The organism is Microbulbifer maximicatervae (SeqCode), assembly GCF_056231245.1.
Genome location: NZ_CP174334.1, coordinates 3,705,580 through 3,718,282, shown reverse-complemented (window position 1 = coordinate 3,718,282; position 12,703 = coordinate 3,705,580). Strand labels below are relative to the sequence as shown.

The following is a 12,703-nucleotide window of genomic DNA, read 5'->3' as shown; positions in this document are numbered from 1 at the left end:
AGGGGCTACCTGGCCCACGTACAAGATGTGCCCGTGCGAGAGTGAGGTTTGTGTGAGTGATTTAATTCCAACCCGTGAGGAACAGGAAGGTGATGGCGAAGTTCGCTATCGCATGCTGTATGAGTCGGAAGACAAAGTCTACATCCGGCATATCAAGGGTGTTTTCACCCGCGTTCGCAAATATACCGGCCTGCCTTTGCTGCTGGCTTTCTTCTTCCTACCCTGGATCAATATCGACGGGCGCCAGTCGGTCTTCTTTGATCTCCCCACCCGCCAATTCCATATTTTCTGGACTACTTTCGGCCCCCAGGACGGCTTCCTTCTAGGTTGGCTGCTGATCATTGCCGCCTTCGCGCTGTTTGCGGTCACCACGTTGCTGGGCAGGGTGTGGTGTGGCTTCACCTGCCCGCAGACCGTCTGGACCATGATGTTTATCTGGGCAGAAAGGGTTTGTGAAGGCGATCGCAACAAGCGAATGAAGCTCGACAAGGCCCCCTGGAACCTGGAAAAGGTTCTGCGCAAGGGTGGCACACATACCATCTGGCTGTTGATCTCGCTGGCAACTGCACTGGCATTTGTGGGTTATTTCTACGGTGTGCGCGAGCTGGTCGTGGATCTGGCGACGTTTAACGCGCACCCGCAGGGTGTTTTCTGGGTCGCTTTCTTCACTTTTGCCACCTATATGAACGCCGGCTTCCTGCGTGAGCAGGTGTGTAAATACATGTGCCCCTATGCCCGTTTCCAGTCGGTGATGTACGACGAGGATACGCTGGCGGTTTACTACGATGCCAAGCGGGGTGAGACCCGTGGTCCGCGCAAAAAGAACGTGGACTACAAGGCGGAAGGTATGGGCGACTGTATCGACTGCTACTGGTGTGTTCAGGTGTGTCCGGTGGATATCGATATCCGCGACGGCATGCAGTATGAATGTATCAACTGTGGCCTCTGTGTCGATGCGTGTAACAGCGTGATGGACAAGATGGGCTATGAGCAGGGCTTGATTCGCTTCACCTCTGAGGACGAATTGCAGGGTGGAAAGACCCGCTTCCTGCGCCCGCGCCTATTTGGCTACGCGTTGATACTGGTTGCGATGACCGGCCTGTTTGCACAGCAAGTGATGACTCGAAGCCCTATCGAGGCAGAAATCACTCGCGACCGCGGTGCTCGTATGTTCCGTGAGTCCCAGGGACAGGTGCAAAACGTCTACACGGTAAAAATCAACAATATGGATCAGGCTCCCCACGAATTCACCATCAAGGTGGAAGGTAAGCCTGAATACGATTACTCCATTCGCAAGCCGAAGACGATTTACCTGGTGCCTGGAGAGATGTTCTCCGTCCCCATTCGGGTAAGCGTTCCCAGAGACCAGCTGAAAGATACCAAGCACGATATCGAGATTGTTGTCCAAGCAGTCGACAATCCTGAGCTGGTTGATAAGCACCGAACGGTGTTTATTGGTCCAAAGCAGTAGACGGGACGCCAATCCCGTTGCAAAGTACGGGCCCGCCCAGGCGGGCTCGACTTTTGTGCACAAACGGTAACTTTTTGGTAACGCGATGAATGAATCAACCCCAAAACCCTGGTACCGGGAACCTTGGGCGTGGATGGTACTGGCCCCACTGATTACAGTGGTGGTTGTCTCCACAATTACAGTCTCGATAGCGGTGCGCTTCGCTGACGATAAAGTCAGTGATACTTACTACAAAGACAGCCGCATGTATCACTTCAGCGCCGAGCAGGACTTGCGCGCGAAAGAGCTGGGTCTGGCCGCTTTGGTCCAGTTTCAGCCCTCTGAAAAATCGGTTGTCGTGGAGCTGAATGGCGACCTCGACTACCCCAAGGCCTTACTGCTCACATTGAGCCACCCGGTGGAGTCTGACCTCGACAAGCATATCGAGCTCTCCCAGCTCTCCGTGGGCCGCTACCAGGGCACCTTGCCTGAAGGCGTTGGGAATCGCTGGTATCTGCGCTTGATGCCGGAGCTTGATCCCGATGCGCATCAGGACGCCAACTGGCGCCTGAAAGGTGAAATCAACTTCGATCTCGGCAATGCCGCGCCACTGAACGCAGTAACTCAATGACTTCGTCTTCCTCCTCCTGTTATCACTGCGGACTCCCAGTCCCTCCCGGCAGCAACCACTCGGTGGTGATCGACGGGGCCGCCCGGGATATGTGTTGTCCAGGTTGTGAGGCGGTAGCCAGCGCTATCGTTTCCGGTGGTCTGGATGGCTTTTATCGCTTCCGGGAGAAGGAGAGCGACAGGCCGGAGGAAGCTCAACCCCAGGACCGCTGGGCGGCATACGATTTGCCGGAAGTGCAGCAGCAGTTTGTCCACGATTGGGATAACGGCAACAAGATTGCCTCGCTGTTGATTAGCGGTATTACCTGTGCGGCCTGTGTGTGGTTGATAGAAAAGCACCTGGGGCAGTTGGGCGGGATTGAGAAGGTCTCTGTCAACGCCAGTACCCAGCGTGCCCAGATCGGTTTTAATCCCGACAAGATCAAACCCAGTGAGCTGTTTGGCGAACTGGAACGGATTGGCTACCGGCCGGCCCCGGCTACTGCGGCCAACCAGGAAAGTGTGATCCAGAGCGAACACCGCGCCGCCCTGCGCCGCCTGGGTGTCGCCGGACTCGGCACCATGCAGGTGATGATGTTTGCCATCGCTCTGTATTTTGGTGCTGCAGCGGAAGAGGGTGTCGGTGAGTTTGAGCGCTACTTCCGCTGGGTTTCCCTGCTGGTGGCGACGCCAGTGGTTTTCTATGCGGCGCGCCCATTTTTCAGTGCCGCTTTGCGCAGTCTGCGCGCCCGACACCTGAGTATGGATGTGCCAGTGTCCCTGGCGATTGGTATGGCCTATGTCGCCAGCTTTTACGCCACGGTATTCGGCACCGGCGAGGTGTACTTTGAATCTATCTCCATGTTCACCTTCTTCCTGCTGTTGGGACGAACGGTGGAGATGCGCGCCCGCCACCGGGCGGGCTTAGCCAGCGGTGGTTTGGCTCAGTTGCTGCCGATGACGGCGGCCAAATATCAAGGGGACGATATTGTCCATGTACCGGTGGCCGCATTGGTCGCTGGGGATAAAGTTTTGTTGCGCCCGGGAGACACTGTCCCCGCCGATGGGGAGGTGCTGGAGGGCGTTAGTGGTGTGGATGAATCCCTGCTCAGCGGTGAATCGGCACTGCAACAGAAGTCTGCTGGCAGCCCGGTTTATGCCGGTAGTGTCAACGGCGATTCCACCCTGACTATTCGAATCACGGCAGCGGGGCAGTCGACTCGCTTGTCCGCTATTGAGCGCCTGGTAGAACGGGCGCAATTAGATAAACCCAACCAAGTGGCCCTGGCAGATCGGGTTGCGGGTATTTTTGTCGGTGTCGTTTTATTCGCGGCACTGGCGGCGTTTGTTGTCTGGTGGCAAATCGACCCCAGTCGCGCTTTTTGGGTATCCCTGTCTGTGCTGGTGGTGACTTGCCCCTGTGCACTGTCGCTGGCAACCCCTGCTGCCCTGGCCTCTGCCACCCTGCGTTTACAGCAGTTGGGACTTCTTGTGGCTGGAGGCAGCCTACTGGAAACGCTGCCGCGTATCGGCCGGGTGCTGTTCGACAAGACCGGTACCCTGACGCGCGGTGAGCCGAGAATCCTGCATATTGATTTGCTGCGGGCCAACTGGAGCGAGCAGCGGGTTAAGGATGTTGCCGCTGCCCTGGAATCCCAGACTAATCACCCCCTGGCCAGGGCCTTCCGTGCCTGGCGTGGCAATCTCATCGCCACTGATCTGAAAGTTCATACCGGGGCTGGTCTGGAAGGGCAGATCGAGGGGGACAGTTACCGACTGGGTAAGGCGAGCTTTGTCTCCAGTGAGGATGTTTCTACACCCGAAGGGGAGGGGCAGTGGCTGCTGCTCGGCGACTCCCTGGGTCCTATTGCCTGGATTGCGTTGGGGGATAAGTTACGGGACTCGGCAACCACCGCTGTTGAGGGTTTGACTGAGCAAGGTCTTTCAGTGGAACTGCTCAGTGGTGACCAGTCTGCGGAAGTTGAGCGGCTGGCGGGGCGAGCAGGTATCAGCAACTACCGCGCCGGAGCCTCGCCAGAGGACAAGCTCAGCCATATGAAGCAGCTGCAAAGCGATGGTGAGAAGGTGTTAATGGTGGGGGATGGCATCAATGATGTGCCAGTCCTCTCTGGTGCCGATGCCTCTGTGGCGATGATGTCTGCGGCAGATCTGGCCCAGTCCCGCGCCGATGCCATTTTGCTGAACGGAGATCTCGAAGTGCTGCCCAAAGCTATAGAGCTGGCGCACAAGTGCCGCCGAATTGTGCGGCAAAATCTGGCATGGGCTCTGGGCTACAACGTGATTGCCCTGCCACTGGCATTTTGCGGTCTGGTGCCGCCCTGGGCTGCGGCAATCGGTATGTCCCTGAGTTCTCTGATCGTAGTGCTAAATGCGTTGCGCCTGTCCCGTGGACAGGAAGTCGACGAAAACCCTGTGAGCGCCGCGGCTTAATCCCGTGCTCACAGAAAGAGAGGAGGTGTAACTGATGGAAAGTCTGTATTTCCTGATTCCCATTGCGGTGATTTTGGTTGGCTTTGCGGTGAAGCTCTTTTTCTGGGCCGTGAATAACGGACAGTACGATGACCTGGAAACGGAAGGTCGTCGCATTTTGTTTGATGACGATGATGTTCAGCAGGACAAATCTGACGCGGAAAGGAAGCAGGAGAAGTAAGTGGGGGACTGGGGTTTTTTAGCGGCGGCACTAGCTATCGGTTTTTTGGGTAGCAGTCACTGCATCGGTATGTGTGGGGGAATCTCCGGAGCGCTGGGTATGGCGGTACCGGGGAAAAAGACTGCTTGGGTGCAGCTGGGCTCTTACCAATTGGGTCGCCTGGGTAGCTATGCGCTGATGGGAGCGCTCGCTGGTGCCCTCGGTGCGGCGATACTGCCGGCACTAACTCCGCTGCGATTTGCTGCCGGGATCATGTTGATCCTGATGGCGCTGTATATCGGCGGTATCTGGCAGGGATTGGCTTGGATTGAAAAAGGGGGCCGCTACCTTTGGCGCTATGTGCAGCCACTATCGGCCAAATTATTACCGGTGCGCTCTGCGGGGCAGGCATTGGCATTGGGATCCCTGTGGGGCTGGTTGCCCTGTGGTTTGGTTTATAGCGCGCTGACGTTCGCCCTGGCCCAGGGCAGTGCCGAGCGGTCTGCCCTGGCGATGTTTGCTTTTGGTTTGGGCACTGTGCCCGCCATGCTGGCTACTGGTGCTGCGGCGGCACAGGTGCGTGGCATAGTGCAAAAGCCGGGGGTTCGCTATGGTTTCGCCGCAGCGATTTTGCTGTTTGGTATCTGGACCATTTGGGGGGCTATGGGCCACGGTGGACACGAAGACCACGCCAACCACGGGCAGATGAGCGGGATGGAAGCTCCCGCCGAAGACACGGAAGAGCAGGGACACCATCATCACCATCACTAAGTACAGTGATGATGGGTCTTGTGGGCGCTAGAGATCGATCCGCAGGGATAGGTCGATAGCGCGCAGGTGCTTGGTCAGGCTACCAGAAGAGATATAGTCCACTTCCAGTTCGGCTAACTGAGCGATGCGATCCCGGTCGACACTGCCGGAAAGCTCAATTTTGGCTTTGCCTTTGGCCAGTTTCAGGGCCGTTCTAGTGTCTTCATCATTGAATTCGTCGAGCATAATCACGTCCACACCGACGGCGAGCGCCTGCTCCAGCTCTTCAATATTTTCCACTTCGACTTCAATCAGGGCTTCCGGCTTGATCACTCGCGCTTGGGCGACGGCGTGTTCAATGCCTCCGGCGGCGAAGATATGGTTCTCTTTGATCAGGAAGGCGTCGTAAAGACCGATGCGGTGATTGTGGCAGCCACCGCAAAGTACGGCGTACTTCTGTGCGCTGCGCAGACCGGGAATGGTCTTGCGGGTGTCGAGAATCTTCACCTCAGTGCCTTCAGCTCGCGCGGCGAACTCCGCAGCGGTTGTGGCAGTACCGGATAAGGTTTGCAGGAAATTCAGTGCAGCGCGCTCGCCGGTGAGGATAGCGCGGGCATTGCCTTCCAGTTCAAAAATAACGGCGTTGGCGCTGATGCGGTCGCCATCCTCGAAGTGCCAGGTGAGGACGAGCTCCGGGTCCAGGGCGTGGAATACAGCCTCTACCCAGGCGCGACCACTCAGAGTGCAATCTTCGCGGGTGATTACCCGGGCCCGCGCATTGCGGTCCTCTGGGATCAGCTGGGCGGTGATATCGCCACTACCAATATCTTCTTCCAGGGCCACCTGAACTGAGCGTTGCAGGTCGGTAGTGATATTGGGAATAGCCGTGTCTTGTGGTCGCATTGGGAAACCTCGAAATTAACGCCGGCGCAGTTTACCAAAACACTCGGGGTTTTGACTGCTGAACTCAGTCACTGGCAAGTAGCAGTTGGCTCTACGAATAGCTGTGACAAGTGTCTCAAATATGTCGCAGAACTGTGTAAAACAGTCCTATAACGCGAGTAGAATGACCGAAGAGTTAGGCTTGATCGCAGCCTGAATTGTTTCAGAGCAGGGCCGGTAAACGCTGTTCTCTCGCGGTCAAAACTTGAGTGAAATCAAGAACTTCGGCAGATTTTTCGCGCATGATCGCGGCGGGATTTCAACAGTTTGGGAATGTGGTTAACGGGGAACAGAAAGCTCCCGTTTCTGCTAGGGAGACCACTTTTCCATTCACTAATTTTTGCTTTTGGCCTCAGCGCTACAAGTCAGACGGCATTCGAAGGACCTCTTGGAAATGAGTGAATCCAGAAAGGTAGTTTCCCTCTCAGAGAAAAGTGGAGCGCGAAATATTTCTGCATCAGGTAAGCCCCCTGTTCTGCCCGCCGCAGTAACAATGCTGAAGGACAAAGCGACGGCACAGCTGCTGGAGCGGATTAAAGCGCTGTTTGGCAAGGTGGATGATTCCCTGTTTGCAATGGCTGAGCGAGCTCATGGCCAGGAGGAGCAGGATGGGCTTTTCCAGGCACTGCGCCTGCTGCGCGTTGAGCGCCGCAATATTGCCGAGCACTTTATCCAGAACGTCTCCCGCGCTTTTCAGGTCCGCCAGGAAGAAAAGACGGAAAGCAGTTTCGCATCAGATAACCTGTCGCTGGTTCACAACGATGACCTGGAGCAGTTGGTCGCTGCCGACACCATGGTGGCCAATGCCAAGCGCGATTTCGCCGAGCCCCTTACCGAGCTGTGCATGAGGCTCGATACGCTCTACTCCGTCAAGGTGTACGACAAGAACAACCCTCTGGGGCCGGACGTAATCTGTGACGCCTTTGTAGAGGCGATTCAGGATCTGGACCTATTTATCCGCGCTCGCCTCACGCTGCTGAAAAAGTTCGAGCAGGTGGTCATGCTGCAGCTGCGGGATTTTTATGAATTTTGTAACCAATTACTTGTAGAACAGGGCGTACTGCCATCTCTGCGTGAGCAGCAGCGAGTAGCCAGGCAGCGCTCGGCCTACAACGGTGCTCCCCACGCCGCCAGTGCCCCCACTGGTAGTGCCGGCGATGTAGAGGCTGGCAGCCAGCCAGTACAAGGTGGAGTCGCAGCTACGGGGCACTTCCCTCCAGGATTGGTGCCCGCAGCCGCAGGTGTTACTCCAATGCCTGCAGGGGATCTGCTTTCCCACTTGGGCGCGCTGCAAAGTGGCAGCCACTATCAAGGTGGAAGTGCGGTACAGCTTTTGAATGTGGGTGAATTGCTACAGCAGCGCTTGGTGGATTCCAACCAGGCCGCTTCGCTGGCAAAAGTCGATAGCGATGTGATCAAGCTGGTAGAGATGTTGTTTTCCTTTATCCTGGAGGACCGCAGCCTTGCCACCCAAATCAAATCACTTCTGGGCCGCCTGCAACTGCCGCTGTTGAAAGTAGCCATTGCAGACAAGTCATTTTTCAGTAAAGGCGGCCATCCTGCGCGCAAATTGCTGAACGAGTTGGCCGATGCCGCTACCGGATGGCAGGCAGGGGATAACTACGAATCCGATCCCCTGTACAAAGAGATATCCGAAATTGTTGAGCGCGTGCTTAATGAGTTTGATCGGGATATCAATATCTTTGCCGTTTTGCTGGAATCCCTGCGTGAATTTATCGTCCGCGAGCGCAAGCGCGCCGAGATGTTGGAGCGCCGCGTTGTCGATGAGGCGGATGGCCGGGCTAAAACCCAAGCCGCCCGCGCACGGGTTGCCGCAGTAATGGATGCCTTGGTTGCAGAGCGAGATCTGCCACAGGTGGTGCAGGATTGGTTGAACAAAGTTTGGAACAACGTGCTGTTCCTGACCTGTGTCAAAGAGGGGACAGAGAGCGACGCCTGGAACCGCGACGTGCGCACAGCGAGAGATCTCGTGTGGAGTGTGCAGGCCCCAATGCCGGATTCCCGCAAACAGTTATTGAGCTTACTGCCTGTTTTGCAGGAGAGATTGCGCGAGGGAATTGAGGCGCTTTCCTATAACGCTTTCGAAGCGCGTACCCTTTTCACCGGCCTCAAAGAAGTTTATCGCGAGCGCTTTGCCCTGGCCCAGCAATTGGCGGAGCAGCGTGAACGTGAAGTGGCAGAGCAGGTTGCCCGCGAAGTGCGCGCAGCGAAATCTGCTGAGCCTGCGCCTGTTGTTGCTGATAATGTTGCTGACAAGCCTGTTGCCCCTGTCGTGGAGCAGGAAACTGCTGCTGATGCCGGACCCGCTGATGTTACTGAAGCTACGGTTGATGAAATTGCAGTGACTGAAGCGGTTATTGCAGAAACCGTGGTTACCCAGGAAGTGATTTCAGACACTGCCGAAGATCAACTTCCAGATGAGCCAGGTGAAGTTACTGTTGAAGCTGTCCAAGCCGAACCCCAGGAAGTGGCCGTGCCGCAGATGGAAGAGCTTGAGCAGGCAGTTGCTGAAGCAGAGGTGGCTGCACCGGAGCAGGATGGACTGGCCCCCCTTGACGAAGATGATCCCCACTGGCAGATGACCTTCCGCCTGGCACAGGGCAGTTGGTTCGAGCTGAAGCGCTCTGAGGACGAGCAGTTCCGTTGTCGTCTGGCGGCGGTAATTCGCGATATCGACCAATTTATCTTCGTTAATCGCAATGGCGCCAAAGTCGCTGAATTCGCCCGACTAGAGCTGGCCCATGCGCTGCGTTCGGCACAACTGCTGCCGCTAGATGACGGCATGTTGTTTGAGCGGGCGCTGCAGTCCGTAATTGGCAATGTGCGCAAGAAGCGCAGTGAGCAGCGCTAATTTTCAGGAATGTAACGAGCGGACGTTGAGTATTTAGCAGGGATACTCAGTGGCCAGTGGTTTTCCGCAAGTTATGTCGCGATACTGCTCCGATCAGATTGGCATATCGATCAACGCTTCCATAGAATGGTAACTGCTGAAGCCTCGGGCGATACCGGGGCTATCAATAGGTTGCAGCGGAGATCGCAGATTGAAATATCAAGTGGAGTCTGGCTGGTTGGCGGGCGCGCGCCGGGTTCCGAGTCCTCATTGCAATAGCCGCCCGGAAGACTGTGCGGTGGATCTATTGGTGATTCACAGTATCAGCTTGCCGCCCGGACAGTATGGCGGCCCCTACATTGATGCCTTTTTCCTGGGGCAGTTGGATATCGACGCGCACCCCTATTTTGCCGATATTGCTGCGTTACAGGTGTCTGCGCATATTTTGATCGACCGCGATGGCCTGGTAACTCAATACGTGCCCCTTGATCGTCGTGCCTGGCACGCGGGCAAGTCCGAATTTAAAGGTCGCACTAACTGCAATGATTTTTCCATTGGTATTGAGCTGGAAGGTTTGGATACCGATATTTACACCGACTCTCAATATCACGCACTTGCCGAGGTGAGTGCTGCGATTATGCAAGCTTATCCCGCTATTGATATCGATAGAATTGCCAGTCATTCGGATATTGCTCCCGGAAGGAAATTGGACCCGGGTCCGGGGTTTGACTGGGAGCGCTACCTCAACAAGCTGAAAGAAATCGTCTGATACCCAGTAGCGGACCATAAAAGTGGGAAGGGTTTCTGTAACAGGAGCCGCAGCACGATTTTGATAACTGAAACAGTCTCGGATTATTTATGACTCTGTTAATTGTTCTGATCACCGTTGCCCTGGTGCAAATCTGGGGCTCAGGGGCTCCGTTACATCGCGATGGTTGGTTCAGTCGCTGGAGTCAGTACTTACAGGCATTGCCCAGTATTAATGGCAATAGCGGTCTGCTGCTTGGTGTCACTATCCTGGTTCCAGTATTGATCTCTGCAATTGCGATGACGCTGGCAGAGGGCGCTGCGGGCGGTCTGGGCTACTTGCTGTTGGGGGTGCCACTGCTGCTCTATTGTCTCGGTCGCGGCAACTTCAACGATATCGTCGCAAATTACCTGCGTCACTGGTATAGCGGAGACCTGGAAGGTGCCACCAAAGCGGCGGCGCCCATTTTGCGCGAGTTACACGAAGCGCCCTCCGATGACACTTGTCTGCATGAACAGGTATTTCGCGGCGCTGCCTACTGCGCCTTTGAGAGACTCTTCGCTGTGCTGTTCTGGTTTATTTTGTTGGGTATTCCCGGGGCAGTTCTCTTCCGCTTGAGTGCTTTGTACGCAGAAAATACCCGGGGCTCCTCCGAAGAAGCGACGGCGGCGCGTTGGTTGTGGTTGTTAGAGTGGCTGCCGGTCCGTGTTATGGGGCTGAGCTTTGCCATTGTGGGTAACTTTGCAGGCTGTTACCGCGCCTGGCGCCGGGTGTTGATGTGTCGTGAGAGCCATACCGATCAGGTTCTCGAGGCCTACCTGGAAGGAGCTCTCGGCGGTATTGACGCCAGTGAGTGCAGTGGTGGCTCCGATCTGTCTCAGATGCAGCGCCAAAGTGGTGCGGAGATTGAGGGGCTTCAAGCGCTGCTATCCAGAACCTTGCTTCTGTGGATCACTGGTTTGGCCCTTCTGGTTCTGTTTATTTAAGGAGCCTCTGAATAACTCCGTAATGCCTGTACCATCGCCCCAGAGCTACTTTTGTCTTCTGGGGCGATTGTTGAATTTGTCGCCATTTTCAAAATTTTCTTTCCTTCCTATCTTGACTTATCCCCCCCTTCCTACGAAATTGCGCGCCCCAGCGGCCGGACTTCGGTGCTTTGCCATATCAATAAAGCGAAGCTAGTCATTGCCTGCGACGGCTTATACTCATTGGAGGAAGTAGGGTTTGGAATTTTCGGTATTGGAACCGCAAATGTTGTCAGATCTGGCTAGGGCAAATGATTGGAACGCAGCCACATTAGTGGCGGGCTTGCGAACCTATTTTCGCAGCGGCAGCACCACTGAATTGAGTTGGCGGCGCAAGCAACTGTCTCAGCTGCGCAAGATGATCTCCGAGAACGAGGCACATTTTGTCCAAGCCCTTCGCGATGATTTGCGCAAAGCTCCCCAGGAAAGCTACCTCACTGAAATTTCATTTCTCTACAACGATATCGATCACACCCTGAAGTCCCTGAAGAAATGGGTGCGCCCGCGCAAGGTCCAATCGCCGATGATGACCCAGCCGGCCAAGAGCTATGTGCAACCGGAGCCGCTGGGTGTTGTGCTGATTATCGGTGCCTGGAATTATCCGCTGCAATTATTGTTATCGCCGTTGGTACCGGCGATTGCCGCTGGCAATTGCGCGGTGGTAAAGCCCTCTGAATTATCGCCCGCAACCTCCCGGTTAATCGCAGAATTATTACCGCGTTATCTCGACAATGATGCCTTTGCGTGTGTCGAAGGTGGTGTGGCAGAAACCACGGCGCTGCTGGAGCAGCGCTGGGATCATATTATGTACACCGGCGGTGGCCGGGTCGGCAAAATCATAATGAGTGCGGCGGCTAAATACCTGACTCCGGTAACCCTGGAACTCGGCGGAAAGAGCCCTTGTATTGTTGCCGATGATGCCAACTTGGAAGTGGCTGCACGGCGAATTGCCTGGGGTAAATTTACCAATGCGGGGCAGACTTGTATCGCCCCGGATTATGTTCTCTGTAGTCGGCGGACAGCCGATCGGCTCACCCCCATGTTGCAGCGGGTGCTCTGGGAAATGTATGGGGAGCATCCGCGAGAATCTGCCGACTATGGGCGCATTATTAACAGCCAGCACACCCTTCGCCTGTCGGATTACCTGGGGGATGGAGAGGTGGTATTTGGCGGTGAAGTCGATGTGGATGACTGCTATATGGCGCCCACCATAATGCGCAACGTCAATCTCTCTGCGGGAGTTATGCAGGAGGAGATCTTTGGCCCGATACTCCCCATTATTGAACTGGATGATTTCTCCAAAGCGGAGGAGTTTGTCAATGAGCGAGAGAAGCCCCTGGCCCTGTATGTATTTACCCAGGATGAAGCATTGGCGGATCGGCTTCTATCCCGTTGCAGCTCCGGCAACGCCTGCGTGAATGACTGCATGATGTTTATGCTGGCCCAGGACCTGCCTTTTGGAGGCGTCGGTGCCAGCGGTATGGGGTCCTACCATGGAGAGCATGGCTTCCGCACTTTCAGTCATTACAAGGCCGTAATGCGGCGCAGAAATATCCTCGATATCGATATACGATATGCACCCTTCAACGACAGGAAAATGAAATTCCTGCGTATGCTCAGCAAATAATTCCTTATCGACAGGCGCGGTTTTCCCCTGTGCCTGCTCCGTAGAACACTG

The 12,703-nt window shown here is 55.6% G+C and carries 10 protein-coding genes; 9 read left to right on the top strand and 1 reads right to left on the bottom strand.

Annotated features, from left to right (window positions below; genetic code table 11):
* Positions 1–52 precede the first annotated feature (52 nt).
* From ccoG to ACJJIS_RS16260, 5 genes are all read left to right on the top strand, one after another.
* Positions 53–1,471, top strand: a complete 1,419-nt coding sequence (gene ccoG / locus ACJJIS_RS16280; RefSeq protein ID WP_413664704.1) for a cytochrome c oxidase accessory protein CcoG — start codon at positions 53–55, stop codon at positions 1,469–1,471.
* A gap of 85 nt (positions 1,472–1,556) precedes the next feature.
* Positions 1,557–2,081, top strand: a complete 525-nt coding sequence (locus ACJJIS_RS16275; RefSeq protein ID WP_413664705.1) for a FixH family protein — start codon at positions 1,557–1,559, stop codon at positions 2,079–2,081.
* Complete coding sequence (locus tag ACJJIS_RS16270; protein WP_475708557.1) at positions 2,078–4,510, top strand: heavy metal translocating P-type ATPase; 2,433 nt, start codon at positions 2,078–2,080, stop codon at positions 4,508–4,510. The genes ACJJIS_RS16275 and ACJJIS_RS16270 overlap by 4 nt, the downstream gene beginning before the upstream one ends.
* A 34-nt stretch (positions 4,511–4,544) precedes the next feature.
* Positions 4,545–4,730: a cbb3-type cytochrome oxidase assembly protein CcoS gene (ccoS, locus tag ACJJIS_RS16265; protein WP_108732140.1), complete on the top strand. Its 186-nt coding sequence runs from the start codon at positions 4,545–4,547 to the stop codon at positions 4,728–4,730.
* Positions 4,731–5,480, top strand: a complete 750-nt coding sequence (locus ACJJIS_RS16260; protein WP_475708556.1) for a sulfite exporter TauE/SafE family protein — start codon at positions 4,731–4,733, stop codon at positions 5,478–5,480.
* 27 nt (positions 5,481–5,507) lie between these two features.
* Here the strand turns inward: ACJJIS_RS16260 and nadC are convergent, their stop codons facing one another.
* Positions 5,508–6,362, bottom strand: coding sequence for a carboxylating nicotinate-nucleotide diphosphorylase (gene nadC / locus ACJJIS_RS16255; protein ID WP_444906135.1), 855 nt, complete (start codon positions 6,360–6,362; stop codon positions 5,508–5,510).
* 433 nt (positions 6,363–6,795) lie between these two features.
* On the opposite strand from nadC, the gene ACJJIS_RS16250 reads away from it, so the two are divergent.
* The 4 genes from ACJJIS_RS16250 to ACJJIS_RS16235 all read left to right on the top strand — a co-directional run bounded on the left by ACJJIS_RS16250 (position 6,796) and on the right by ACJJIS_RS16235 (position 12,652).
* Positions 6,796–9,273, top strand: a complete 2,478-nt coding sequence (locus ACJJIS_RS16250) for a DUF1631 domain-containing protein (RefSeq protein ID WP_475708555.1) — start codon at positions 6,796–6,798, stop codon at positions 9,271–9,273.
* A gap of 190 nt (positions 9,274–9,463) precedes the next feature.
* On the top strand, positions 9,464–10,021 hold the full coding sequence (gene ampD, locus ACJJIS_RS16245) for a 1,6-anhydro-N-acetylmuramyl-L-alanine amidase AmpD (protein WP_413664710.1): 558 nt from the start codon (positions 9,464–9,466) through the stop codon (positions 10,019–10,021).
* An 89-nt stretch (positions 10,022–10,110) separates the two neighbouring features.
* Positions 10,111–10,986 (top strand): regulatory signaling modulator protein AmpE, encoded by an 876-nt coding sequence (gene ampE, locus ACJJIS_RS16240; protein ID WP_444914474.1) that lies wholly within the window; start codon positions 10,111–10,113, stop codon positions 10,984–10,986.
* Between the two features lie 238 nt (positions 10,987–11,224).
* Positions 11,225–12,652 (top strand): aldehyde dehydrogenase family protein, encoded by a 1,428-nt coding sequence (locus ACJJIS_RS16235; protein WP_475708554.1) that lies wholly within the window; start codon positions 11,225–11,227, stop codon positions 12,650–12,652.
* Positions 12,653–12,703 lie beyond the last annotated feature (51 nt).